This is a genomic window from Streptomyces cinnabarinus, from assembly GCF_027270315.1.
Classification (GTDB): domain Bacteria; phylum Actinomycetota; class Actinomycetes; order Streptomycetales; family Streptomycetaceae; genus Streptomyces; species Streptomyces cinnabarinus.
Map to the genome: position 1 here is coordinate 4,840,684 of NZ_CP114413.1, position 25,140 is coordinate 4,865,823.

Genomic DNA, 25,140 nt, shown 5'->3' on the forward strand with positions numbered 1-25,140 from the left:
ACGTCATGCCCATGGCACTCGGCATCATCCTGGCGGTTCTGGTCGCGGGTCTGATCACTCTGGCGATCGTGGGGGCCGGTCGTCGGCAGATGACCCAGGGGACCCGGCGGCGCGACTACGGCCGCAGCGACAGCAATGACAGCAGCTCCGGCAGCTGGTGGGCCGGCGGGGGCGGCAGCGGCTCCTCCTGCGGCGGCGGCAGTTCGTGCGGCAGCTCCTCGTCGTGCGGGGGCGGCGGGGGCGGCGGGGGTGGATGCGGGGGCGGAGGCAGCTGACACGGGGCAGCTGAGCTCCGGTTCGGGGGAACTTCGGGGGAACCGCATCCGGACAGCGGGGCCCGCCCACGGGGGGCGGGCCCCGCTTGCGTGCGCGGGGCGGGTGGCCGCGCTCCGGGCGCGCCCCAGCCGACACGGCGCACGCCGTGGTTGAACAGTTGAGCTGTGGAGCCCTCTGAGGGATGGAAACCCTACGAAGTTGGGTAAAAACGCTGTGGTGGCGCCACTGTTCATGATTCCCTCTAAATCACCAACGCGGCCCCTCGGACGTCCCACGGCCATCCCCACTGACTCGTCGACTGGGCAGACCGGGCCGATCCCCCGGTACCGACCGGGGTGCGCCGGACCCAACCTCCCTTTCTTTGCGTGCCAGCGGAGCCGATCCATGCTCACGACCCTGAACACCTCCTACACCGACACGCGCGCGGGCGACCTCGCCTGGGCCCTGGGGCGTGAGCCGCTCCCCGCACTGGCCACCCTCGACCTCGAACTGTGCGGGGCGAAGCTCCAGTTGAGACTGCTCGGCGCATCCCACCAGGTGCTCCTGGAGGAGGAGCGGGGCGGCTGTTCGGAGACCGTGGCATGCATCCCGGGCAGCAGCACACCCCTGCCCCTGGGCGTCGCCAAACGCGTCGGGGACTGGGAGTACGAATTCGCCGCCCGCGTCGAGGTGCTGGCGCCGGGTCAGTTCGCGGGCCGAGCCCAGGAGTTGCTGGCTCTGGTCGCCGACCACCCGCACGGACTGGCCGGGGTCTTCCCCGGCAGCCCGCACGCCTTCACCGCGATGCTGGCGCACCGGCACGAGGGGCAGGTGCACTGGCGGACCTGGCACGCCTACCCGCAGGACGGCCAGTTGGTGGCGACCCGGACCCGGGTCGGGGTCCGTGTTCCGGTGAGCGCCTGAGCCTGTAGGGCGTTTGAGGCCGAGAGTTCCACACGTGTGGGTGACGAAGCGTGACGGCCGTGTGACGTAACGTCGCAGCGTGATCGAACCGCACGCGCCCGCCCCGCCCGGCACCCCGGCCCCCTGGGGCGGCCCGGCGCGGCTGCCCGTCCGGCCGGCGACAGGCCGGTTCCTGGTGCTGGCGTGCGTCTTCGTCTGCGCGGCCTGCGGACTCGTGTACGAGCTCGAACTGGTCGCCCTCGCCTCCTACTTGATCGGCGACTCGGTCACCCAGGCCTCCGTGGTGCTGTCCGTCATGGTCTTCGCGATGGGCCTCGGCTCCCTCGTCGCCAAGCGACTGCGCTGGCATGCCGCCGCCGGATTCGGCGCGATCGAGGCCGTACTCGCCCTGGTCGGCGGATGCAGTGCGCTGGCGCTGTACGGCGTGTTCGCCTGGACCGGCGGCTGGGGCGGGCTGTGGGGACAGGGGCCCCGGGTGCTGCTGGTCACCTTCTCGCTCGCCATCGGCCTGCTGATCGGCGCCGAAGTCCCGTTGCTGATGGAGCTGATCCAGCGCATCCGCCGCCAGGACGCGGGCGGCGCGGTGGCCGACCTGTTTGCCGCGGACTACGTCGGCGCGCTCGTCGGCGGCCTGGCCTTTCCCTTCCTTCTCCTGCCCCTGCTCGGCCAGTTGACGGGAGCGCTGCTCACCGGCGCGGTCAATGTGCTGGCGGGCGGCGCGCTGGTGCTCGGTCTGTTCGGCCGCGATCTGACCCGGCGCGGGCGCTGGCTGCTGCTCACCGCCAACTGCACCGTCCTCGGTCTGCTCGCCGCGGCCGCCGTCCATGTCGACGACTTCGAAAGGGCCGCCCGGCACGCGGTGTACGGCGCCGACGTCCGCGTAGCGCTCCAGACCGACGTGCAGGAGGTCGTCCTCACCGGCGGCACCGACGGCCGCCCGGTCGACCTCTTCCTCGACGGCCGCCTCCGTGTCAGCGGCCGCGACGAGCACCGCTACCACGAGGCCCTGGTCCACCCCGCGATGAACGGCCCGCACACCCGGGTGCTGATCCTCGGCGGCGGCGACGGCCTGGCCGCCCGCGAGGTGCTGCGCCACCCGGGCGTGCGCCGCGTGGACGTCGTCGAGCTCGACGCGGAGGTCGTCCGACTGGCCCGCGAGGACCCGGCGCTGAAGCGCCTCAACGGCCAGGTGTACGACGATCCGCGCGTCCGTGTCGTGACAGCGGACGCCTTCCGCCAGCTGCGCCGCACCCCGACGGTGCGCTACGACGTCGTCGTCTCCGACCTCCCCGACCCCGGGATCACCGCGAGCACCAAGCTCTACTCGCAGGAGTTCTACGGCCTGACCCGGCGGATGCTGACGGCCGACGGGCGCCTGGTGGTGCACGCGGGCCCGGTGACCTCCCGGCCCCGGGCCTTCTGGACGGTCGAGTCGACGCTGCGGGCGGCGGGCCTGCGGACCGCGCCGTACTCCGTGGCGGGCCGGGACCGAGGGTTCGCGGCGGGCCCGGACCGCTCCTCGGGCCGGGCGGACGCCCCGCACGACTGGGGCTTTGTCCTCGCGACCCGGGGCCCCGCCGCACCGGAGCCGCGGCTCTCCCCCGAGGGCCCACGCCTGCGCACCCTGACGGACGAGCGGCTGCGGGAGGACGCGAGGGCGGCGGAGGAGTCACGGGTACGGGGGCTTCCGCCGTCCACGCTGGTGCATCCGCGCTACTGATTGCGCCGACGGGGGGTGCGGCGGCGGCTGTCCTGGGTAGGCTCCGCTGACATGGAGCTTGAGGTGTTCGTTCCGGTTGCCACGGCTCGCTTGCGGGAGGCGCTGGCCGACCCTGCGCGAGTAGCCCGCGCCCTGCCAGGGCTCCAACAGGACGCGGGCGCCGAGACCCCGATGGCAGGCCGCCTGAAGGTACGGGTGGGCGGCCACACGATCACCTATCGGGGTGCCCTGACCTTCTCCGCCCGCGAGGACGGCTCGTACGGCCTGGAGGGCGAGGCGACGGAGGCGCGGGGGACGGGCTCGGTGAAGCTGTCCCTGACACTGCGGCCCCGCGAATCGGACAACGGCACGACCCTCACCATCGATGCCACGGCGACAGCGGACGGCCGCATCACCCAACTCCCCCCGGACCAGGTCCACTCGGCAGCCACCAGACTGCTGACCCGTTTCGCGGAGAACCTGGGAACGACGGCGGAGCAGGAGCAGGAGCAGGACCAGGACCAGGAGCCGGCCCAGGGCCAGGAGCAGGAGCCGGACCAGCCGGAGCAGCCCCCGGCCACCACCCCCGAGCCCGCGGCCGCCGACGGCGAGGAACCCCCGCAGGGGCCACCCGCACCCGACGACGAAAGCGGCACGGGCGCTGCGGGTGGGAACAGACCGGCCGAAGGCGAAGCCGAGACCGCTCCGGAGGCGGCGCACGCCAGACGCACCATGATCGGCCGCTCCGCGGAAGAGGTCGACCACGCCCCGCCGAGAGGGCGATACGCCCCCGTCCCCGCCCCGCAGCCCACCCCACCGGTCAACACCCTCCGCTGGGCCGCCCCCGCCGCCGCCCTCGCCGTCGCCTCCGCGATCGTCGTCAGCCGGGTCCTGAGAAGACGCCGCTGACCACACCACCGAACCCCAGTAGGGTCATCCCGTGAGTAACGAAGACATCACGCTGACCGTGGGCGACGCGCAGGTGACCGTGCAACCGGGCAACGGCGGAAGAATCGGCGGCCTGCGCGTGGCAGGGACCGAACTCCTGCGCCAGGGAGACCGTTTCGGCTGCTTCCCCATGGTCCCCTGGTGCGGCCGGATCAGGGACGGCCGCTTCCGCGACGGCGCCACCGTCCGCCGGATGCCGCTCAACTCCCCGCCGCACGCCATCCACGGCACGGCCCGCGACGGCGCCTGGCGCACCGCCCGCACCACCACCGACGAGGCGGTGATCACGTACGACCTGGTGGACCCCTGGCCGCACAGTGCCCGCGTCACCCAGGTCGTCGCCCTCACCGAGAGCTCGCTGACGCTCACCATGTCGATCGAGACGTACCAGGACTCCTTCCCGGCGCAGATCGGCTGGCACCCGTGGTTCCACCGCACCCTCGACGGCGCGGACGTGACCCTCGACTTCGCCCCCGCCTGGCAGGAGGAGCGCGGGGCGGACCATCTGCCCACCGGCCACCGGATCGACCCCAAGCCGGGCCCCTGGGACGACTGCTTCGGCATGCCGGACGGAGTCGACGTCACCCTGACCTGGCCGGGACGGCTCGCGCTCAAGGTCACCAGCCCCGAGCAGTGGGTCGTCGTCTACGACGAGCAGGACGCCGCCGTCTGCGTGGAGCCGCAGACCGGCCCGCCCGACGGCCTGAACACGCTCCCGCGCCTGGTCACCCCGCTGGAGCCGCTGGAGGCCACGACCACCTGGAGCTGGACCCGCCTCTAAGCTGTTCGGCATGACGGACGTACGTGGCGCGCTGCTGCAGCAGATCAAGGACAAGGCCGTGGTGCACGGCAAGGTGACCCTGTCGTCGGGTCTGGAGGCGGACTACTACGTCGATCTGCGGCGTATCACCCTCGACGGGGAAGCCGCGCCGCTGGTCGGCCAGGTGCTGCTCGACCTCACCGCCGACCTGGAGTTCGACGCGGTCGGCGGTCTGACCATGGGCGCCGACCCGGTCGCCGCGGCCATGCTGCACGCCGCCGCCGCGCGCGGCCGGAAGCTGGACGCCTTCGTCGTCCGCAAGGCCGCCAAGGCGCACGGCCTCCAGCGCCGCGTCGAGGGCCCGGACATCGCGGGCCGCCGGGTGCTGGTGGTCGAGGACACCTCCACGACCGGAGGCTCCCCGCTGACCGCCGTCGAGGCGGTGCGCGAGGCCGGCGCCGAGGTCGTGGCCGTCGCGACCATCGTCGACCGGGCGACCGGCGCCGCCGAGAAGATCGAGGCGGGCGCGGGAGTGCCGTACCGCTTCGCGTTCTCCAAGGACGAGCTCGGCCTCGACTGACAGCCGTTCCGAGGACAGCGTCTGAGACAGCTCTCGGAGCATCCCGGTTCGTCTGGAAAGATGGCCCCGACGTCGACGATGACGTCGCATCCCAGGTCTAGGTCAGGGCCGTAGTACGCAGAACGCAACCCGCACATCACAAGGAGCGGACAGATGCCCATCGCAACCCCCGAGGTCTACAACGAGATGCTCGACCGGGCGAAGGCAGGCAAGTTCGCCTACCCGGCCATCAATGTGACCTCCTCCCAGACCCTGCACGCTGCGCTGCGCGGCTTCGCGGAGGCCGAGAGCGACGGCATCGTCCAGATCTCCACCGGTGGCGCGGAGTTCCTCGGCGGTCAGCACAGCAAGGACATGGTCACCGGCGCCGTCGCCCTGGCCGAGTTCGCGCACATCGTCGCCGCGAAGTACGACGTCAACATCGCGCTGCACACCGACCACTGCCCCAAGGACAAGCTGGACGCCTACGTGCGCCCGCTGATCGCCGTGTCCGAGGAGCGCGTCAAGGCCGGCGGCAACCCGCTGTTCCAGTCGCACATGTGGGACGGCTCGGCCGAGACCCTCGCCGACAACCTGGCCATCGCCCAGGAGCTGCTGCCCCGTGCCGCCGCCGCCAAGATCATCCTTGAGGTGGAGATCACCCCGACCGGCGGCGAGGAGGACGGCGTCAGCCACGAGATCAACGATGAGCTGTACACGACCGTCGACGACGCGCTCCGCACCGCCGAGGCCCTGGGCCTGGGCGAGAAGGGCCGCTACCTGCTGGCCGCCTCCTTCGGCAACGTGCACGGCGTCTACAAGCCGGGCAACGTGGTCCTGCGCCCCGAGCTGCTGAAGGACCTCCAGCAGGGCGTGGGCGAGAAGTACGGCAAGGGGAGCCCGTTCGACTTCGTCTTCCACGGCGGCTCCGGCTCCACCGCCGAGGAGATCGCCACCGCGCTGGAGAACGGCGTCGTGAAGATGAACCTGGACACGGACACCCAGTACGCCTTCACGCGTCCGGTCGCCGCGCACATGTTCCAGAACTACGACGGCGTCCTGAAGGTCGACGGCGAGGTCGGCAACAAGAAGACCTACGACCCGCGCACCTGGGGCAAGCTGGCCGAGGCGAGCATGGCCGCGCGGGTCCTGGAGGCCTGCGGCCACCTGCGCTCGACGGGCACGAAGATCAAGTAGTCCCGTAGTGCACTCCTGAGCCCGGCGTCCGGCAGTCTCGACTGTCTACGGCGCCGGGCTCGCTGTATATCTGGTGCCATGCCCGACGTACGGCTCGCCTCCCCGCAGGGCCGCTGGATCCTGCTGACCACGATCCTCGGATCCAGCATGGCCCTGCTGGACTCCACCGTCGTCAACATTGCCCTGCCCGCCATCGGCCGCGACCTCGACGCGAACCTCTCCGCGCTCCAGTGGACGTCCAACGCCTACCTGGTCACCCTGGCCGGGCTGATCCTCCTCGGCGGCTCCCTGGGCGACCGCTACGGCCGCCGCAAGATCTTCGTCATCGGTGTGGTGTGGTTCGCCCTGGCCTCGCTGCTGTGCGGGATCGCCCCGAACGCCGAGGTCCTCATCGCCGCCCGTGCCCTGCAAGGGGTGGGCGGCGCGCTCCTCACGCCGGGGTCACTGGCGCTCATCCAGGCCTCCTTCCACCCCGACGACCGGGCGCGCGCGGTCGGCCTGTGGTCCGGGTTCGGCGGCATCGGGGCGGCCGTGGGGCCGTTCCTCGGCGGCTGGCTGGTGGACGGGCCCGGCTGGCGGTGGGTGTTCCTGCTGAACGTGCCGCTGGCGCTGGTCTGCGTGCCCATCGCGCTGCGCCATGTGCCCGAGTCCGGGGACGACACCGCGCACGGCCGCTTCGACGTCCTCGGCGCGGCCCTCGGGGCGCTGTCGCTCGCCCTGGTGACGTACGCGCTGATCGAGGCGGACTGGATCACCGCGGTCCTGGGCGCGGCCCTCGGCGTCGCCTTCGTGTACGTCGAGAAGCGGCGGCCGGACCCGATGATGCCGCTGGACATCTTCGCGTCCCGCCAGTTCACCGCGGTCAACCTGGTCACCCTGTGCGTGTACGCGGCCCTCGGCGGGTTCTTCTTCCTCGCCGTGATCCAGCTCCAGGTCGTCTCCGGCTACTCGGCCCTGGCCGCCGGTACGGCGCTGCTGCCGACGACCGTCCTGATGCTGCTGCTGTCGGCCCGCTCCGGCGCTCTCGCCGGCAGGATCGGCCCGCGCATCCCGCTCACCGTGGGACCGCTGGTGAGCGCGGCCGGGCTGCTGTTGATGCTGCGCGTCGGCCCGGACGCCGACTACGTCACCGATGTCCTGCCCGCCGTCCTGGTCTTCGGGTTCGGCCTGGTCACCCTGGTCGCCCCGCTGACGGCCACCGTCCTCGCCTCCGTGAACGTTGCGCGGGCGGGCCTGGCCAGCGGCATCAACAACGCGGCGGCCCGTGCCGCTGGCCTCGTCGCGGTCGCCGCGCTGCCGCTGCTGACCGGGATGGGCGAGGAGGCGTACCGCAACCCGGACGCCTTCGACAGCGCCTTCCAGGAGGCCATGCTGTGGTGCGCGGGCGTGCTGGTGGCGGGCTCGGTCCTGGCCTTCGCGACGGTACGCAGCCTGCCACCGGACTGCCGGAAGCCGGAGTGCCTTACGTACGGGGCGATCACGACGCCACCGCTGGAGGGGGAACCGGCGAAGAAGCGGCTCACCTAGCGCCCGGGAGGGGACCGGCCCGAGCGGCGCGTCGGGCGGCCGATACACCAGACTGGAACCATGACGATTCACGAGAACCTTCTCGGGGGACCGCCCCCGACCCACCTCCCCGACGATCCGGAGCCGCGTGAGCTCCTCGCGTCCGGTACGGCGCCCGCCGATGTCGCCGCGAAGTACCCGACGTCCTCGCTGGCCTGGGCACAGCTGGCCGACGACGCGTTCGAGCGGGGCAGCGTCGTGGAGTCGTACGCCTACGCCCGTACCGGCTACCACCGCGGCCTGGACGCGCTGCGCCGCAACGGCTGGAAGGGCCACGGCCCGGTGCCCTGGGAGCACGAGCCGAACCGCGGCTTCCTGCGCGCCCTGCACGCCCTCGCCCGCGCCGCGGGTTCGATCGGCGAGCAGGAGGAGTACGAGCGCTGCTCGCAGTTCCTGAAGGACTCCTCCCCGACGGCTGCGCAGACGCTCGGCTAGACCGTGTCTTGAGTGCGGGTCCGGCTGTGATCCAGTCGGGCCTTGCACTTTTCGGGGAGGACCCCGGAGGATTCGGGTGGGGACCGGGGCCCCCGTGTCGATAACGGCAGGGGCGGACCGCTACCCGGAGTACACAACAGGAGACAGCGATGTCCCACGAGGCTCACGAAACCCAGGAGCCCGAGACCCCGCATCTCGACTTCGCAGGCACGACGCCGTACGAGGACTACGTCAAGGCGGACGTGCTCACCCATCTCCAGCACACCCTCTCCGACGATCCCGGAGAGATGGTCTTCCTGGTCACCACCCAGGTCATGGAGCTGTGGTTCACCGTCGTCGTCCATGAGTGGGAGACCGCCGCGCACGCGCTGCGCGAGGACCGGGTGCCGGTCGCGATCGACGCGCTGAAGCGTTCGGTACGGGAGCTGGAGGCGCTGAACGCCTCCTGGAAGCCGCTCGGCCAGCTCACCCCGGCCCAGTTCAACTCCTACCGCTCCGCCCTCGGCGAGGGCTCCGGCTTCCAGTCGGCGATGTACCGGCGGATGGAGTTCCTGCTCGGCGAGAAGTCCGCGTCCATGCTCGTCCCGCACCGCGGCGCGCCCCGCGTCCACGCGGAACTGGAGAAGGCGCTGCACGAGCCGAGCCTGTACGACGAGGTGCTGCGGCTGCTGTCCCGGCGCGGGCACCCGATCCCCGCCTCCGTGCTGCACCGTGACGTCTCCGCGCGCTACGAGCCCTCCGACGCGGTCGAGGCCGCCTGGACGGCCGTCTACTCCGGTGACGCCGGGGACGAGGTCGCCCGGCTGGGCGAGGCGCTCACGGACGTCGGCGAGCTGGTGTGGCGCTGGCGCAACGACCACCTGGTCGCCACCCGCCGCGCGATGGGCTCCAAGGCGGGCACGGGCGGTTCGGCCGGGGTGGCCTGGCTGGAGAAGCGCGCCCGCAAGAACGTCTTCCCCGAGCTGTGGACGGCGAGGTCCCATGTCTGAGCTCAGGGTCCGGGCGGAGAAGCTCGACGCCGCGGACGAACTCAGCGCCAAGCGGGGCGAGTTCGTCCTCGACGAGGCCGTCTACCTCGACGGCAACTCGCTCGGCGCGCTCCCGGCGAACGTGCCGGACCGGGTCGCGGACGTGGTCCGGCGTCAGTGGGGCGCCCTGCGCATCCGGTCCTGGGAGGAGAGCGGCTGGTGGACCGCCCCCGAGCGGATCGGCGACCGGATCGCTCCGCTGGTCGGGGCCGCGCCGGGGCAGATCGTGGTCGGCGACTCGACAAGTGTCAATGTTTTCAAGGCACTTGTGGCGGCGGTAAGGGTGGCCGGGGAGGGTCGCGACGAGATCGTCGTGGACGCCACGACCTTCCCGACGGACGGATACATCGCGGCGTCGGCGGCCCGGATGACCGGCTGCACGCTGCGTCCGGTGGACCCGTCCGAGGTCCCCTCGGTCCTGGGTGACCGGACGGCCGCCGTCCTGCTCAACCACGTCGACTACCGCACCGGGCGGCTGCACGACCTGCCGTCGCTGACGGCCGCGGTGCACGCGGCGGGGGCGCCGGTGGTCTGGGACCTGTGCCACAGCGCGGGAGCCCTGCCGGTGGGCCTGGACCAGCACGGCGTCGACCTGGCGGTCGGCTGCACCTACAAGTACCTGAACGGGGGCCCGGGTTCACCGGCGTACCTCTACGTACGGGCGGATCTCCAGGACCGCTTCGACTCCCCGCTGCCGGGCTGGAACTCCCACGTGGACCCCTTCGGCATGCGCGGCGACTACGAACCGGCGGCGGGCGCCCCGCGCGGCCGTGTCGGCACGCCGGACATCCTCTCCATGCTCGCCCTGGAGGCGGCGCTGGAGGTCTGGGACGACGTCTCGGTGGAGTCGGTGCGCGCGAAGTCCCTGGCCCTGACGGACTTCTTCCTGGAGTGCGTCGAGGAGTACGTCCCCGGCGGCCGGGTGGAGTCCCTGACCCCGGTGGCGCACGGGGAGCGCGGCAGCCAGGTCGCGCTGCGCTGCGACGACGCGGCCACGGTGATGGAGCGGCTGATCGAGCGGGGAGTGGTGGGCGACTTCCGGTCCCCGGACGTCCTCCGCTTCGGCTTCACCCCGCTGTACGTCGGATTCGCGGACGTGGAGAGGGCGGCACGGACGCTGGCGGAGACGCTCGCCGGGTGACCCCTCGGTGGGCGCCGCCCGGCCGGCGCCCACCGCCCGCGCGGTACAGAACCGTTTACCCCTCACCCAGCGTGACATCCGCGTGTCCGCGCACGTCACCGGGCTGATACCGTCCCCGCCAACGGGCGCATCTCTTCACCTGGTCCGCCAATTGGATTTCATCGCTGAGAGGTTGGAGCATGCCGGACGACGCCGCCGCAGCCCGGTCCGCCGCTGAGGAGCAGTCGGCCTTCTCGCACCCGCCCGTCGAGCCCGACGCGAGCGCCGCGTACGGCGACCACCCCGACCAGGTGATCGACTTCTACGCCCCGCGCACCGAGACCGACCTCGCCCCTCTCGTGGTCGTCCTGCACGGCGGCGCCTGGCGCGCCCCGTACGACCGCCGCCACATCACCCCGTTCTGCGACTTCCTGGCCCGCCGGGGCTTCGCCGTGGCCAATGTCGAGTACCGCAAGGGAGCGGAGGGCACGAAGGACGTGGCCGGCCGCTGGCCCGACACCCTCGACGACGTGGCCGCCGCGCTGGCCGCGCTGCCCGCGCTGACCAGGACGCACCTCCCGCAGGCCGACCCCCGGCGCACCGTCGTCACCGGTCACTCCGCCGGCGGTCAGCTCGCGCTGTGGGCGGCCGCCCGCCATGTGCTGCCCGCCGACGCGCCCTGGCGCACCGACGGCCCCGCCCCGCTGCGCGGTGTCGTCGCGCTCGCCCCGATCGCCGACTTCCTGGTCGCCGACAAGCTGGACGTCTGCGGTGGCGCGGCACGTCAACTCCTGGGCGGCGACGAGCACTTCGCCGAGCGGCGGCCGTACGCCGACCCCGCGCTGCTGCTGCCCACCGGTATCGCCACCACCCTCGTGCAGGGCCGCACCGACGTGGATGTGCCGCAGGCGGTCGCCGAGGCGTACGCGGACGCGGCGGCGAAGGCGGGTGAGGTGGTCGGGCTGACGCTGCTGGAGGACGTGGGCCACTTCCCGCTGATCGACCCGGTGGCCGACGCGTGCGCGGTGGTGGCGGAGGAGATCGCCCAGCTCGCCTGGTGACGGGTGCCCCCGGTGCCGTGGCCGCCGTAGTACTTGAGACGGACCCCGAAGGACCCTTCTCGCAGGTGACGACGGCGACCCGGGCCTGCGCCTACCGTGCTGTACGTGACCGAGACGACCAGCAAGACCCTCAGCCCGGAGTTCCGGCTGGCCGCTGACGCCCTGCGCGGGCTGCGGCAGGACCTGTTCCACGACGCCTTCGCCTACCGGCCGCTGCCCCGGCTGCGCACCGACGGCCCGCTGGTCCGGCTGCTGCCCGCCCGGATGCGGGAGTACGCGGCCTGGACCCCGCACGCGCTGATCGCGGTGGCCGCCCTTTTCGCGGTGATCGCCGCGAACGAGGACAGCCAGACCGCGCTCACGCTGGCCGGTCCGCTCTGCGCGATCCCCGTCCTGCTGGTCATGGTGCGGCCCATCGGAGCGTTCTGGCTGTCCATGGCCGCCACTCCGGTCGTCGGAGTCCTCGGCGGCGCCTGGAGCGAGTGGCCGTGGATGGCCGGGGCCGTCGTCAGCCATCTGACGGTGCTGACGGTGGTCGCGGTGCGCACCAGGCCGCGCACCGCGCTGTGGATGTGGCTGCTGACCGGGGCGTACGGCCTGGTGTCGGAGGCCGGGTTCGGCCGCGGCTACTACTACGGCTCCAACACCGGCCCGATGATGACGATCTCCGCGCTGATCCTGCTCTGCGTCGCCGTCTGGCACATCCGCCGTGAGGCGAAGCAGGAGGTGACCGCGCAGGCGACGGTGACCGCGCAGGAGCGGTCGAAGCGGACCCTGCTGGAGGAGCGCTCCACGATCGCCCGTGAGCTGCACGACGTGGTCGCCCACCACATGTCGGTCGTCGCCATCCAGGCGGAGGCCGCGCCCTACCGGGTGGAGAACCCGCCGGAGGAACTGGAGCGGGCCTTCGCCACCATTCGGGAGAACGCGGTGGCGGCGCTGACCGAACTGCGCCGGGTCCTGGGCGTCGTACGTGCCGAGGACTATGAGGCCCCGGACGCCCCGCAGCCCACGCTCGGCGACCTCGACGCGCTGCTCGCCAATGTGCGCGACGCCGGGCTGAGCGTCGACAAGACGGTGACCGGAGCGGTGCGCGAACTGCCGCAGGGCGTCGAGCTGTCGGCGTACCGAATAGTCCAGGAGGCCCTGAGCAACACCCTGCGGCACGCGCCCGGCGCGGAGGCGAAGGTGGAGATCGGCTACGTCCTGGGCGGCCTGGGCCTGCGTATCGTCAACACCCCGCCGCCGGCACCTGCGTTGATCAAGCCCTCGCCCGGCGCGGGACACGGCATCACCGGCATGCGGGAGCGGGTGACCATGCTGAACGGCGAGATGACGGCCGGAGCGACGGACGAAGGCGGTTACGAGGTGGCGGTGTTCCTCCCGGTGCCGCACCTGGGCGACGTCGCGGGTGACGAGGCATGACGATCCGCGTCCTGATCGCCGACGACCAGATGATGGTCCGCGAGGGCTTCTCGGTGCTGCTGAACGCGATGCCGGACATCGAGGTCGTCGGCGAGGCGGTGAACGGCCGTGAGGCGGTGGCGAAGGTTCGCGAACTCGCCCCCGACGTCGTCCTGATGGACATCCGCATGCCTGAGCTGAACGGCATCGAGGCGACCCGGGAGATCGTGGCGGCGGACGGCACGGCGAGGGTGCTGGTCCTGACCACCTTCGACCTCGACGAGTACGTCTACCAGGCGCTGCGCGCCGGGGCCTCCGGCTTCCTGCTCAAGGACGCCTCGGCGCGCCAACTGGCGGACGGGGTGCGGGTGGTGGCCTCCGGCGAGGCACTCCTCGCCCCCTCGGTCACCCGCCGCCTGATCACGGAGTTCTCCAAACTGTCCGAGGCTCCGAGGGCGTTCACCGGAGCCCACGCGGCCTACGGCGACCTCACCGAGCGCGAGACGGAGGTGCTGGTGCTGATCGCCCAGGGCCTGTCCAACGCGGAGATCGCCGGGCGCCTGGTGGTGGCGGAGTCGACGATCAAGACCCACGTCAGCCGGATCCTGGTGAAACTGGGCCTCAGGGACCGCACCCAGGCCGCGGTGTTCGCGTACGAGGCACGGCTGGTGACGCCGGGCTGATCAGGCGAACAGGGCGGCGGGGATCATCGCGAGGATGAGCAGGAGCATGAGTCCGCCGAGACCGCCGAAGAGGATCAGCGGGAGCAGCATGATCCCCCGGCCGATGAGCAGACTCCGCTCGGTGCCGCTGAAGGGGTCGCGGGGGTCGTAGACGACCTCGATCGTGTCCCCGCGGTAACCGGGGGGCGTGTAGCCGTACTGCTTGCCGTTGAGGTCGGTGAACGCGTACACGTGCATCCCGTCGTGGTAGCCGTCGTACCGCGCGAGCACCGTGACACCGTGCTTGGGCAGCCGCCACACCGGCTTGCCGAACGGGGTCAGGCGCACCCCGATGTGGACGCAGACTCCGCCGAGGAAGCCGCAGATCCACACCAGGAAGATCATCTCGGCGTCTTCGGTGAGCGTGAGCAGCACGGTCTCCCCGGCCAGCACGAGGATCAGCGCCAGCCAGCCGAGCCGGATCGCCCGCCGCTGTCCGATCTGTCGGTTCTCGTCGTGCAGGGTCCGGACGGTGACGAGGGCGGAGCCGTCGGCGGCGGGCTCGGGGACGCCGGACAGCGCGGTGGTGACGGCGTCGGTGAAGGCCCGGCCCGCGTCCTCGCCGACGTCCTCGATCCGGTGGACGGCCGGGCGGCCGCCGGGCGGGGCCGTCAGCTCCACCTCCACCACCCGGCCGGCGCTGTGGACGCGGGCGACGGCGGCCAGGGGTATGCGGTGTTCCTTGTCCCGTCGGCGCAGGACCAACGCCGAGCCGTCGAACTGGAGTTGGGTGTCCCTGCGGCCCCGGAGGACGGGGACGGACGGTGGCATGATCGACATGGCGTGATCGTAGAGGTTGGGTGAAGATCTGACACCCCTGGTCAGACGGGGGGATCCCGGGCTAGCGTCCGTTCATGGGAGCCTTCGATCCATGGGACCCGGCGTTCCTCGCCGACCCCTACCCCGCCTACGCCGAGCTGCGTACCCAGGGCCGTGTGCGCTATTTCGAGCCGACGAACCAGTGGCTGGTGCCGCACCACGCCGACGTCTCGGCGCTGCTGCGGGACCGCCGCCTCGGGCGGACGTACCAGCACCGGTTCACGCACGAGGAGTTCGGGCGGACGGCCCCTCCCGCGGAGCACGAGCCGTTCCACACCCTGAACGACCACGGGATGCTGGACCTCGAACCGCCGGACCACACCAGGATCCGGCGCCTGGTCTCCAAGGCGTTCACCCCGAGGACGGTCGAGCGGCTCAAGCCGTACGTCGCACGGCTGGCCGGGGAACTGGTGGACGGCCTGGTCGACGCAGGCGGCGGCGATCTGCTCACCGATGTCGCCGAGCCGCTGCCGGTCGCGGTGATCGCCGAGATGCTGGGCATCCCGGAGGCGGACCGGGCACCCCTGCGGCCCTGGTCGGCGGACATCTGCGGCATGTACGAGCTGAACCCGCCGGAGGAGACGGCCCGGAAGGCGGTACGGGCCTCCGTCGAGTTCTCGGAGTACCTGCGGGAGCTGATCGCCGAGCGCCGCAAGGAGCCGGGGGAGGACCTGATCTCCGGTCTCATCGCGGCGCACGACGAGGGCGACCGCCTCACGGAACAGGAGATGATCTCCACCTGTGTCCTGCTCCTGAACGCGGGGCACGAGGCGACGGTGAACTCCACGGTCAACGGCTGGTACGCCCTGTTCCGCAACCCGGACCAGCTGGCCGCCCTGCGCGCGGACCACACCTTGGTCCCGGCCGCGATCGAGGAACTGATGCGCTACGACACCCCGCTCCAGCTCTTCGAGCGCTGGGTGCTGGACGAGATCGAGATCGACGGCACGACGATCCCGCGCGGCGCGGAGATCGCGATGCTCTTCGGCTCGGCGAACCACGACCCCGAGGTGTTCGCGAACCCCGAGCGCCTCGACCTCACCCGCCAGGAGAACCCGCACATCTCCTTCAGCGCCGGCATCCACTACTGCATCGGCGCCCCCCTGGCCCGTATCGAACTGGCGGCCTCGATGACGGCGCTGCTGGAACGGGCCCCGGCCCTGAGTCTCGCGGAGGATCCGCGGCGGAAGCCGAACTTCGTGATCCGGGGCCTGGAAGGGCTCAGCGTCGCGGTCTGAGCCGCCGGGCCAGAGCCCACAGCCCAAGAGCGAGGGCGGTGCCCCCGAGCACCGCCAAGGGCAGCTCGGCGTACAGCACCCTCCAGTCGGGCGCCTGCTCGAACCGCCAGAACCGCCCCCGGACATCGACGGCCCACACCGCGAGCCCGGCGCCCGCCCCGAGAGCGCCGATCAGACAACCCCCGGCGGCCTGCATGCGTTCTCCCATGCCCGGGACGGACGCGTGCGGGGCCGTCGGAGGTTCCGGGCGCCGTCGGCCCTACGTCGTCATGTCCCGCCGCCGCAGCCCCGCCAGTCCTGCGGCGACGAGCAGTGCGGCCAGCGCCAGCAGCGCCAGTACCGGGCCCCACGCCATCTCCCCGCCCGGCAGCTTGGGGAGGTGGGCGAAGGGGGAGAGGTCCAGGACGGCCTGCGGGGCGTCCAGGGCCGGGCCCACCCAGCCGATCAGCAGGACCGCGGCCGCCACCGCCCATGCCGCCATCGCGGCCCGCGGCAGGGCGCCGTGGAGGAGGACCGCGATGCCGCCGATCAGCCATACCGCCGGGAGCTGGATGAGGCAGGCGGCCAGGATCGCGGGGATCTGCTCGCCGTAGCCCGCGGCGAAGCCCAGGCCCGCCAGGAGCATGATCCAGGCCGATCCCGCGAAGGCGATGAGGAGGTGGCCGGCGGACCAGCGCAGGCGGCTCACCGCGTTCGCCAGGAGCGGCTCCGCCCGCATCGAGGTCTCCTCGCCGTGCAGGCGCAGGACCGAGGAGACCACGTACAGGGACGCGATCAGGCCCAGCATGCCGATCATCGAGGCGAGGAAGGCGTCCGTCAGGCCGCTCCGGCCGCCCATGCGCTCGAAGATCTCGCGGGCGTTCTCGTTGTCGCCCACTAGGTCCGTCACACCGTCCGTGAGGCCGCCGTAGACGACCCCGGCGAGGAAGAAGCCGATGCTCCAGCCGAGCACGCCGCCCCGCTGGAGTCGCCAGGCGAGGGCGGTGGTCGTGGCGAGGCGGCCCTCGGCGGGGCCGGGGCGGGACGGGAAGAAGCTCATGCCGACGTCCCGGCGGCCCGCAAGGGCGTAGGCGAGCGCCGCCTGGGCCGCCGTCGCTGCCGCGAACAGGAGCAGGACCCACCAGCGTTCGTCCGCGAAGGCCCGCAGGTTCGACAGCCAGCCCAGGGGTGAGGCCCAGGTCAGTGGCGACGAGCCGTCGTCCGAGGCCGAGTCGCCCGCCGCGCGCAGGACGAAGGCCGCGCCCAGCAGGCCCGCCGTCAGACCCCGGGCCAGCCGTGCGCTCTCCGTGAACTGCGCGACGATCGCCGCCAGCGTCGCGAAGACCATGCCGACCCCGGCGAGGCCGAGCCCGAAGGCCAGCGCCCCGGCCGCGCCCTGCCCGGCGAGGCCGACCGCGACCAGCAGCGCCAGTACGGCGTTTGCGACGCCCGCCGCCAGCAGCGACGCCGTCAGGGAGGCCCGGCGGCCCACCGTCCCGGACGCCACCAGCTCCTGCCGCCCGCTCTCCTCCTCGTCCCGCGTGTGCCGTACGACGACCAGCAGGCTGACGACGGCCGCGAGGGCGCCCGCGTACACGCCGACCCGCCAGGTCGTCAGCGCGCCGGTCGAGTCGTCGAAGACCGGGCCGATCAGGGCGCGGAAGGAGGCGTTGGAGGCGGTGTCCGCGACGAGTTTCGCGCGGTCCGCGTCCGTCGCGTACACGCCCTCCAGCGTGCCCGGCATCGACAGGATCATCAGGGCGTTCACCGCCACCCAGACCGGGATCATCAGCCGGTCCCGGCGCAGCGCGAACCGCAACAGCGTCCCGGTGCCCGCCAGTTCGGCGGTGGCCGTGGTCATCGGTCCGCCTCCTGGTATTGCCGCAGGAACAGCTCCTCCAGGGTGGGCGGGGTGGAGGTCAGCGAGCGGACCCCGGACTGCGCGAACGACTTCAGCACGGCGTCCAGCTGGTCCGTGTCGACCTGGAGCCGGACGCGGTGGCCCTGGATGTCGAGGTCGTGCACGCCGGGCAGGTGTGCCAACCCGTTGGGCGGGCCCGCGAGTTCGGCCGCGACGCTGGTCCGGGTGAGGTGCCGCAGATCGGCGAGGGACCCGGTCTCGACCGTACGGCCCTTGCGGATGATGCTCACCCGGTCGCAGAGCTGCTCCACCTCGCTGAGGATGTGCGAGGAGAGCAGGATCGTCCGGCCCTGCTCCCGGGCCTCCTCCACACAGCGCTGGAAGACCTCCTCCATCAGCGGGTCGAGGCCCGACGTGGGCTCGTCGAGGATCAGCAGGTCCACGTCCGAGGCGAAGGCCGCGACCAGGGCGACCTTCTGGCGGTTGCCCTTGGAGTAGGTGCGGCCCTTCTTGGTGGGGTCCAGCTCGAAGCGCTCGGTCAGTTCGGCGCGCCGGCGGGCGTCCAGGCCGCCGCGCAGACGGCCGTACAGGTCGATGACCTCGCCGCCGGAGAGGTTGCGCCACAGGGTGACGTCGCCGGGGACGTAGGCGATCCGCCGGTGCGCCTCCACCGCGTCCGCCCAGGGGTCGAGGCCGAGGATCTGAGCGGCGCCGGAGTCGGCGCGCAGCAGGCCCAGCAGGACGCGGATGGTGGTGGACTTCCCGGAGCCGTTCGGGCCGAGGAAACCGTGCACCTCGCCGGTCTCCACCTCCAGGTCGAGGCCGTCGAGCGCATGCGTGCTCCCGAACCGCTTGTGCAGTCCGGAGACGGTGATTGCCTTCGTCATGGCTCTGAACGTACGCTTCTTTCAGAAATTTGTGAAGTTAAGGAAGCGTGTGAATCGCCGATAGGATGGGCGCATGACGGAAGCAGCGGCCGGGGCGGCGGGGCGGGACACGGAGGCCGTGTCGAGGTTTGTCGAGTCCTTCGCGGCGCAGCTCGTCGAGGCCGGGATGCAGCGGATGGCGGCCCGGGTCTTCGCCGCGCTGCTCGCCTCCGACGAGGGCGCGCTGACCTCCGCCGAACTGGGCGAACAGCTGCGGATCAGCCCGGCCGCGGTCTCCGGCGCGGTGCGCTACCTGGCCCAGACCCACATGGTCAGCCGGGAGCGCGAGCCCGGCTCACGGCGCGAGCGCTACCGGGTGCACGGGGACCAGTGGTACGAGGCCCTCACCAACCGCGAGGCCGTCATCAAGCGCTGGGAAGGCGCGCTGCGGGACGGCGTGGCGAGCCTCGGCCGGGACACCCCGGCGGGCCGCCGCATGGCCGAGACGCTGGCCTTCTTCGAGTTCATCGAGGGCGAGATCGCGGCGATGATGGAACGCTGGCGGACGCACCGGGACGAGCGGTTCGGGCCGGGCTCCGGCGAGTGATCCGCAGTCCGGGCCCGCCTCCGGCGCGTGGCATGCGGTCTGGGCCCGGCCCGGCCCCGCGGACAGCGGCCTGGCACCGGTCGGCGGCCCGGCACCGGCCAGGCCTCGGTCGGCGACCTGCGGCCCGGCACCGGCCGGCGGCCCAGCCTCGGCCAGCGGCCAGCGGTCGGCGACCCTCGGCCCAGTCTTGGCCAGCGACCCTCGGCCCGGCACCCGTCGGCGGCCCGGCACCGGCCAGGCCTCGGTCGGCGACCTGCGGCCCGGCACCGGCCTGTGACCCGTGGCCCGGCACCGGCCGGCGGCCCAGCCTCGGCCAGCGACCCGTGGCCAGGCCTCGGCCCGCGGCCCGGCACCGCCCGTCTGCCCGGCACCGGCAGGCCTCCGCCGGCGGTCCGCCGTTATTTCCCCGGCAGCACCAGCCCCAGCGCCCCCTCCCACACCGTCCAGGTCCGTCTGCGGACCGGCCCCGCCTCCAGCGCGTCCGCCCGGTAGCGGAAGTCCGCCCCGGACACCGTCACCCGGCGGCCCCGCGCCAGCAGGGGCGCCGCCTCCGCGCCTATCGAGGCCGGGCGGACCTCCACCGACGCCGTGCCGGAGCCGTGCGGGGTCACCGAGACGCCCTCCACCGGCTGGTCCAGGTCCACCAGGGTCAGCCCGTCGACCTCGACCCGCAGCCGCGCGGGCCCGGCCCCCGAGGGCGCCGGAGCCGGCCGCGTCGGCGCCAGCGTCCGTACCAGGGAGTGGTACGTCCGCCGCCAGGGCCGCCCCTCCGCGGCCTCGGCGCTCCCCGGCCCCGGCGGCACCGGCGGGATCCGCAGCGCGCCCAGCACCACCCCGTCGCTGTCGTCGACGAGCACGTCCACCCGGCTCTCGACTCCGTCCAGCACGGCCCGCGCCGCCGCCACCGCGCCGATGGGCACCCCCAGCGCCCCGGCCAGCGACAGCATCGCGCCCACCGGGACCACCGACAGCGCGCATCCGGCCAGCTCCCGCCGCCGGTGCAACAGGGACACCGCACGCACCAGCGCCCGGTCGTCGCCGATCACCACCGGCCGCCGCGAACCCCTTCGGGCGAGCGCGCGGGCGAATTCCTCGGGCCCCTCCGGCAGGCACACCTTGGTGGTGGCACCCGCGCTGAGCACGTCTTTTGCGATCCGAACGGACTCCCCGTCCCAATGCCGGGCGACCGGGTCGATGACCACCAGCAGCTGATCGGACGTCGCGGAAGTCGCCACCTCGGCCATGCCTCGCTTCCTCGGGTAGCATCTTTGTGCAAGAGCCCCTTGCGCTATTGCGCCAGGGGCTTCGTCTATTCCGGGGCATCCGGTCCGACGGTTTGCGGCCAACGAAGGTCGCCGGTGTATCACCCGCACACGTGCGGCGTACACCCCTGACCTTGGACATGCCCCGCCCGGAAGGGGTGTACGCGCGTGCCCGCACTTGTGCTGCTCGGTGCTCAGTGGGGTGACGAAGGCAAGGGAAAGGCGACCGACCTGCTCGGTGGCTCGGTCGATTATGTGGTGCGCTACCAGGGCGGCAACAATGCCGGCCACACGGTGGTCGTGGGCGATCAGAAGTACGCCCTGCACCTTCTCCCTTCCGGAATCCTGTCCCCGGGGTGCACCCCGGTCATCGGAAACGGTGTCGTTGTCGACCCGTCGGTCCTGCTCTCCGAGCTGAGCGGTCTGAACGAGCGCGGCGTCGACACGTCCAAGCTCCTCATCAGCGGAAACGCGCACATCATCACGCCGTACAACGTCACCGTCGACAAGGTGACGGAACGCTTCCTCGGTAAGCGGAAGATCGGCACGACCGGGCGCGGCATCGGGCCGACCTACGCGGACAAGATCAACCGCGTCGGCATCCGGGTGCAGGACCTCTACGACGAGTCGATCCTCCAGCAGAAGGTGGAGGCGGCGCTCGACGTCAAGAACCAGCTGCTGACCAAGCTCTACAACCGCCGCGCGATCGCCGTGGACCAGGTGGTGGAGGAGCTGCTGGGCTACGCCGAGCAGATCAAGCCGTTCGTCGCCGACACGGTGCTGGTGCTGAACCAGGCCCTGGAGGACGACAAGGTCGTGCTCTTCGAGGGCGGCCAGGGCACGCTGCTCGACATCGACCACGGCACGTATCCGTTCGTCACCTCGTCCAACCCGACCGCGGGCGGCGCCTGCACGGGCGCGGGCGTGGGCCCGACGAAGATCAACCGGGTCATCGGCATCCTCAAGGCCTACACGACCCGCGTCGGCTCGGGCCCGTTCCCGACCGAGCTGTTCGACGAGGACGGCGAGGCGCTGCGCCGGATCGGCGGCGAGCGGGGCGTCACCACCGGCCGTGACCGGCGCTGCGGCTGGTTCGACGCGGTCATCGCCCGGTACGCGACCCGCGTCAACGGCCTGACCGACTTCTTCCTCACCAAGCTCGACGTGCTCACCGGCTGGGAGCAGATCCCGGTCTGTGTCGCGTACGAGATCGACGGCAGGCGGGTCGAGGAGCTGCCGTACTCGCAGACGGACTTCCACCACGCGAAGCCGGTCTACGAGATGCTGCCGGGCTGGTCCGAGGACATCTCGAAGGCGAAGTCGTTCTCCGACCTGCCGAAGAACGCCCAGGCGTACGTCAAGGCGCTGGAGGAAATGTCCGGCGCTCCGATCTCCGCGATCGGCGTGGGCCCGGGCCGGGACGAGACGATCGAGATCAACTCGTTCATCTGAGCTGTCTCCGGCTGTTGAGAAGAGGGGCGTCCCGCGGGGCGCCCCTCTTCTGCGTTTGTCATTCCGTGCGCAGGGCCCGGGACGTGTCCGTGCGGGCGGCCCAGCCTGCCGGGAGGAGGGCGCCGGCCAGGGCGATCAGCAGGCCGCCCAGGGCGAGCAGGGCCAGGGCGGGCGGGGTGTAGACGCCGATGTGCTCGCCGGGCAGGTGCATGCCCACGGCGTCGCCCATGAGCGGGGTGACGTAGTGGTGCAGGGCCACTCCGGCCGGGACGCCGATGGCTCCGGCGAGCAGGCCGATGACGGCGACGGAGGTGAGGACCAGGGCGACGGTCTGCCGGGGAGTCATCCCGAGGGCCTTGAAGATCCCGAGGTCGTGGATCCGGTCCCGGGTGTCCAGCACGACGGTGTTGAGCACACCCAGGCCCGCGACCGCGACCAGCAGCAGGGTGAGCATGGCGATCAGGGCGTCCATGGCGGCGATGACGCTGGAGGAGTTGTCCGTGTTGGTGTGGGCGACGGCGCCGGTGCCGTCGAGGGCCTTGTTCAGCCCCGTGACGTAGGCAGAGGCGTCGGTGCCGGAGTCGGGCTGGACGTGGAAGCTCGCCGGGGCGGTGTCGAGGCCGAGGGCGGTGAGGGTGGCGGTCCGGGTCAGCAGGCTCATGCCGTCGTCCTCGGTGAAGAACGCCTCGCCCACGATGCGTACGGTCGTGCCGCGGCCCTTCTCGGTCAGCTTCACGGTGTCGCCGACCTGGATTCCGGCGGCGTCGAGGAACCGCTCGGTGACCACGGCCTCGCCGGGGCCGCCGAGCCACTCGCCCGAGACCATCGGCGGGGCGCCCCAGGACGAATCGCCGTCGTAGGCGGTCACCGTGGTCCGGCCGGTGATCCCGGTCGCGTTCACCTCGGCGTGGGCGGTGCCGTAGTAGCGGCGGGTGGACTCCTGGCCGTCGAGGGCGGTGACCACGGCCGCCGGATCGGCGGGCTGTCGTGGCTCCTGTCCCGGCGCGGGCACGGCCACGGCACCGCCCGGACCCCCTTGCCCCCGGCCGGTCTCCACGACGACCGGCGCGGCGGAGTCCAGCATCCGCTCCGACTGCACGGCACCGAGGGTCAGGGCCAGCCCTACCGCGAAGGTCACCGTGAGGGTGGCGAGGGCGACGGCGGCGGCGGTCGTCAGCGAACGCCCGGGGCGCACGAAGGGCCGGGCGAGGCCCAGTCCGACGGTGCGGGGCAGGCGGGAGGTCAGGCGGTGGGTGAGTCGGCCTCGGGCGGTGACCGGGGATCGCGGGACAGTCCGTGGTCCCGGCTGTCGCGGCCGGCCGGTCGGGTGGTGGGTGTCCGGTGTGCGGGCGGCGGTGTCCGGGCGGGGTGCCGGTCGTGCTGGGCGGCGCCGGGTGAGTCGGCCTCGGGCGGGGTTCGGGGTGCGGCCCGCCGTGATGGCCTCGATGGTGCGCAGGCGGCCTGCGCGCAGGGCCGGGGCCAGGGCGGCGAGGGTGACCAGGGCCAGGGCCATTGCGGGGGCCGTGATGTCGATCCACCAGGGGACGGCCGCCGGGGCGCCGTTGTAGACGTCCTCGACGCCGCCCAGGACCGGGCCCGCGAACACGTTGCCGAGGGCCACTCCGAGGGCGGCGCCGATGGCGGCGGGCAGCAGGGCCTGGGCGACGTAGGCGCGGACCACCTGGGCCGGGGTGAAGCCGAGGGATTTCAGGACGCCGATGCGGTGCGTGGCGGAGCCGACCGTGCCGCTGACGATGATGCCGATGATCAGTACCGACATCGCGAGGCCCAGCACCCCGAAGGCCGCCACGAACGGCACGAACGCCAGCGCGTTGGCGAGCTGTTCCTGCCGGACGGCGAGGTGGGAGCGGGTTCCGGTGAGCGCGCCTTGCGGTGCGGCGGCCTCGATCGCGGCCCGGCCCTCCGCCACCTGCGTTTCCGTACCGGAGTCACGCAGGCGGTAGAGCATCTGGTACCCGGCGCTGTCGTCCTTCGTGGTGAGCGCCGACGCCTGGGCCGGGGTCACCCACGCGTCCGCCGTGCCGGTCACCGAGCGGGCCAGGCCGACGACGGTCAGGGTCGGCGAGCCCGGCAGCCCGGGGAGGTCGAGACGGGTGCCCGGCTGGATCGCGTCCTCGCCGTCGGCCAGCACGATCTCGCCGGGCCGGGTGGCCCACCTGCCGGACACCACGTCCAGCCGGTCGACGGCCCCGCCCGGCTCGGCCCGCCCGACGACGGTCCGCTCGGGCAGCGTCACCCCGGACGGCAGCCCCTCGGACGCGGACGCCGTACGCGGTGCCAGCGAAAGAGTCCGGAACGGCCCGGCCGCCTCGGTCACCCCGGCCGCCCGCGCGGTGGCCGCCAGCTGCTTCGCCGTGGCCTTCCGCCCGTCGAACCACGCGGTCAGATGGGCCCCCGCCCGCTCCGACATGGCCTGCTCGAAAGGCGCCCGGGACGCGACGAGCACCCCGGCCGCGACCACGGACGCGGTCACCGCGATCAGCGTGGTCAGGATCATCACCGTGGTCTGGAGCCGGCGCCGCCCGAGCCCGGCCCGCACCACCCCGCCCAGCGCGCTCACCGGAGCACCGCCGCCGAGCCCCGCGCGGTGTCCCGCACGATCCGGCCGTCGACCAGCTCGACCGTGCGCCGCGTACAGGCCGAGGCGAGCACCGGATCATGCGTGACCAGCACGATCGTCTGCCCGTCCGCGTTGAGCGCGGTCAGCAGCTCCCGCACGTCCGCACCGGCGGCGGAGTCCAGCGCGCCGGTCGGCTCGTCCGCCAGCAGCAGGGCCGGACGGTTCATCAGCGCGCGGGCGACGGCGACCCGTTGGCGCTCCCCGCCGGACAGCCGGCCGGGGTGGGCGGCGGCGTGCCGCTCGATGCCGAGGTGGGCCAGCAACTCCGCGGCGCGCCGCTGGGCCTCGGCGCGGGGGACCCCGGCCAGCTGGGCGGGGAGCAGGACGTTGTCGGTGACGGTGAGGTCGTCGAGGAGGTTGAAGAACTGGAAGACCATGCCGATCCGCGCCCGCCGGTACCTCGCGGACGCCGCCTCGCCCAGCTGGTCCACCCGCAGTCCGTCCACGGTGACGCTGCCGGTGTCCGGCCGGTCCAGGCCCGCGATCAGGTTGAGCAGCGTCGACTTGCCGCTGCCCGACGGCCCGAGCACGGCCACCGCCTCCCCGGGCCGCACGCTCAGCCCGACCCCGTCGAGCGCGGGCGGTCCCTCGCCGTACGTCCGGCTCACGTCGCGGATGTCGATGAGGGGTGGTGCGGTCGGGGTCGTGGTGCCTGTCATGGGGTCTCCCAGCCGAGGTCGAACGGTCGGACGGTTCGGCTGGACGCTAGGGGCGCGGCCGGGTCCGGGTCGTCGCCC

General features: G+C 72.6%; 24 protein-coding genes. 17 read left to right on the forward strand and 7 right to left on the reverse strand.

Annotated elements, in window-relative coordinates:
* Nucleotides 1-5 precede the first annotated feature (5 nt).
* The 14 genes from STRCI_RS21880 to STRCI_RS21945 all read left to right on the forward strand — a co-directional run bounded on the left by STRCI_RS21880 (nt 6) and on the right by STRCI_RS21945 (nt 13,639).
* Entirely contained in the window at nt 6-275 is a 270-nt protein-coding gene (locus STRCI_RS21880) for a hypothetical protein (protein ID WP_269660647.1), read from the forward strand.
* A 385-nt stretch (nt 276-660) separates the two neighbouring features.
* Nucleotides 661-1,179, forward strand: a complete 519-nt coding sequence (locus tag STRCI_RS21885; RefSeq protein ID WP_269660648.1) for a DUF2617 family protein — start codon at nt 661-663, stop codon at nt 1,177-1,179.
* Between the two features lie 79 nt (nt 1,180-1,258).
* Entirely contained in the window at nt 1,259-2,899 is a 1,641-nt protein-coding gene (locus STRCI_RS21890) for a polyamine aminopropyltransferase (RefSeq protein WP_269660649.1), read from the forward strand.
* A gap of 51 nt (nt 2,900-2,950) precedes the next feature.
* On the forward strand, nt 2,951-3,787 hold the full coding sequence (locus STRCI_RS21895; protein ID WP_269660650.1) for an SRPBCC domain-containing protein: 837 nt from the start codon (nt 2,951-2,953) through the stop codon (nt 3,785-3,787).
* A gap of 31 nt (nt 3,788-3,818) precedes the next feature.
* Entirely contained in the window at nt 3,819-4,607 is a 789-nt protein-coding gene (locus tag STRCI_RS21900) for an aldose epimerase family protein (RefSeq protein ID WP_269660651.1), read from the forward strand.
* A gap of 10 nt (nt 4,608-4,617) precedes the next feature.
* Nucleotides 4,618-5,166: an orotate phosphoribosyltransferase gene (pyrE, locus tag STRCI_RS21905; RefSeq protein WP_190017087.1), complete on the forward strand. Its 549-nt coding sequence runs from the start codon at nt 4,618-4,620 to the stop codon at nt 5,164-5,166.
* Nucleotides 5,167-5,319: 153 nt separating this feature from the next.
* Entirely contained in the window at nt 5,320-6,342 is a 1,023-nt protein-coding gene (gene fbaA, locus STRCI_RS21910) for a class II fructose-bisphosphate aldolase (protein WP_269660652.1), read from the forward strand.
* Between the two features lie 78 nt (nt 6,343-6,420).
* Nucleotides 6,421-7,869 carry an MFS transporter gene (locus STRCI_RS21915; protein ID WP_269660653.1) on the forward strand — a complete coding sequence of 483 codons (1,449 nt, stop codon included), beginning with the start codon at nt 6,421-6,423 and terminating at the stop codon, nt 7,867-7,869.
* A 60-nt stretch (nt 7,870-7,929) separates the two neighbouring features.
* The gene (locus STRCI_RS21920; RefSeq protein WP_269660654.1) at nt 7,930-8,343 is read left to right on the forward strand and encodes a DUF3151 domain-containing protein; all 414 of its coding nucleotides are present in this window, start codon (nt 7,930-7,932) and stop codon (nt 8,341-8,343) included.
* 149 nt (nt 8,344-8,492) lie between these two features.
* Nucleotides 8,493-9,332, forward strand: a complete 840-nt coding sequence (locus STRCI_RS21925; protein ID WP_269660655.1) for a tryptophan 2,3-dioxygenase family protein — start codon at nt 8,493-8,495, stop codon at nt 9,330-9,332.
* Nucleotides 9,325-10,512 (forward strand): kynureninase, encoded by a 1,188-nt coding sequence (kynU, locus tag STRCI_RS21930; RefSeq protein ID WP_269660656.1) that lies wholly within the window; start codon nt 9,325-9,327, stop codon nt 10,510-10,512. Before STRCI_RS21925 ends, kynU begins: the two co-directional genes overlap by 8 nt.
* Nucleotides 10,513-10,691: 179 nt before the next feature.
* Nucleotides 10,692-11,552, forward strand: coding sequence for an alpha/beta hydrolase (locus STRCI_RS21935; protein ID WP_269660657.1), 861 nt, complete (start codon nt 10,692-10,694; stop codon nt 11,550-11,552).
* 96 nt (nt 11,553-11,648) lie between these two features.
* A complete protein-coding gene (locus STRCI_RS21940; protein ID WP_269660658.1) occupies nt 11,649-12,977 on the forward strand; it encodes a sensor histidine kinase in 1,329 nt (442 codons plus the stop codon).
* The gene (locus tag STRCI_RS21945; RefSeq protein WP_269660659.1) at nt 12,974-13,639 is read left to right on the forward strand and encodes a response regulator; all 666 of its coding nucleotides are present in this window, start codon (nt 12,974-12,976) and stop codon (nt 13,637-13,639) included. The genes STRCI_RS21940 and STRCI_RS21945 overlap by 4 nt, the downstream gene beginning before the upstream one ends.
* Here STRCI_RS21945 and STRCI_RS21950 read toward each other — a convergent pair whose 3' ends face one another.
* Nucleotides 13,640-14,458 (reverse strand): hypothetical protein, encoded by an 819-nt coding sequence (locus STRCI_RS21950; RefSeq protein WP_269660660.1) that lies wholly within the window; start codon nt 14,456-14,458, stop codon nt 13,640-13,642.
* A gap of 74 nt (nt 14,459-14,532) precedes the next feature.
* Between STRCI_RS21950 and STRCI_RS21955 the strand changes: the two genes are divergently transcribed.
* Nucleotides 14,533-15,735 carry a cytochrome P450 gene (locus STRCI_RS21955; RefSeq protein ID WP_269660661.1) on the forward strand — a complete coding sequence of 401 codons (1,203 nt, stop codon included), beginning with the start codon at nt 14,533-14,535 and terminating at the stop codon, nt 15,733-15,735.
* Here STRCI_RS21955 and STRCI_RS21960 read toward each other — a convergent pair.
* Genes STRCI_RS21960 through STRCI_RS21970 form a run of 3 tightly spaced genes read right to left on the reverse strand, consistent with a single transcriptional unit; the run spans nt 15,719 to nt 18,462 of the window.
* Nucleotides 15,719-15,943 carry a hypothetical protein gene (locus tag STRCI_RS21960; RefSeq protein ID WP_269660662.1) on the reverse strand — a complete coding sequence of 75 codons (225 nt, stop codon included), beginning with the start codon at nt 15,941-15,943 and terminating at the stop codon, nt 15,719-15,721. The two genes, STRCI_RS21955 and STRCI_RS21960, sit on opposite strands and share 17 nt — an antisense overlap.
* A gap of 51 nt (nt 15,944-15,994) precedes the next feature.
* Nucleotides 15,995-17,575, reverse strand: a complete 1,581-nt coding sequence (locus STRCI_RS21965) for an ABC transporter permease (protein WP_269660663.1) — start codon at nt 17,573-17,575, stop codon at nt 15,995-15,997.
* The gene (locus STRCI_RS21970) at nt 17,572-18,462 is read right to left on the reverse strand and encodes an ABC transporter ATP-binding protein (RefSeq protein WP_269660664.1); all 891 of its coding nucleotides are present in this window, start codon (nt 18,460-18,462) and stop codon (nt 17,572-17,574) included. Before STRCI_RS21970 ends, STRCI_RS21965 begins: the two co-directional genes overlap by 4 nt.
* Before the next feature lie 73 nt (nt 18,463-18,535).
* Between STRCI_RS21970 and STRCI_RS21975 the strand changes: the two genes are divergently transcribed.
* The gene (locus tag STRCI_RS21975; RefSeq protein WP_269660665.1) at nt 18,536-19,048 is read left to right on the forward strand and encodes a GbsR/MarR family transcriptional regulator; all 513 of its coding nucleotides are present in this window, start codon (nt 18,536-18,538) and stop codon (nt 19,046-19,048) included.
* 398 nt (nt 19,049-19,446) lie between these two features.
* Here the strand turns inward: STRCI_RS21975 and STRCI_RS21980 are convergent, their stop codons facing one another.
* Complete coding sequence (locus STRCI_RS21980; protein WP_269660666.1) at nt 19,447-20,292, reverse strand: diacylglycerol kinase catalytic domain-containing protein; 846 nt, start codon at nt 20,290-20,292, stop codon at nt 19,447-19,449.
* 186 nt (nt 20,293-20,478) lie between these two features.
* On the opposite strand from STRCI_RS21980, the gene STRCI_RS21985 reads away from it, so the two are divergent.
* Nucleotides 20,479-21,762, forward strand: a complete 1,284-nt coding sequence (locus STRCI_RS21985; RefSeq protein ID WP_269660667.1) for an adenylosuccinate synthase — start codon at nt 20,479-20,481, stop codon at nt 21,760-21,762.
* 58 nt (nt 21,763-21,820) lie between these two features.
* Here STRCI_RS21985 and STRCI_RS21990 read toward each other — a convergent pair whose 3' ends face one another.
* On the reverse strand, nt 21,821-24,343 hold the full coding sequence (locus STRCI_RS21990; RefSeq protein WP_269660668.1) for an ABC transporter permease: 2,523 nt from the start codon (nt 24,341-24,343) through the stop codon (nt 21,821-21,823).
* The gene (locus STRCI_RS21995; protein ID WP_269660669.1) at nt 24,340-25,062 is read right to left on the reverse strand and encodes an ABC transporter ATP-binding protein; all 723 of its coding nucleotides are present in this window, start codon (nt 25,060-25,062) and stop codon (nt 24,340-24,342) included. The genes STRCI_RS21990 and STRCI_RS21995 overlap by 4 nt, the downstream gene beginning before the upstream one ends.
* Between the last annotated feature and the right edge of the window lie 78 nt (nt 25,063-25,140).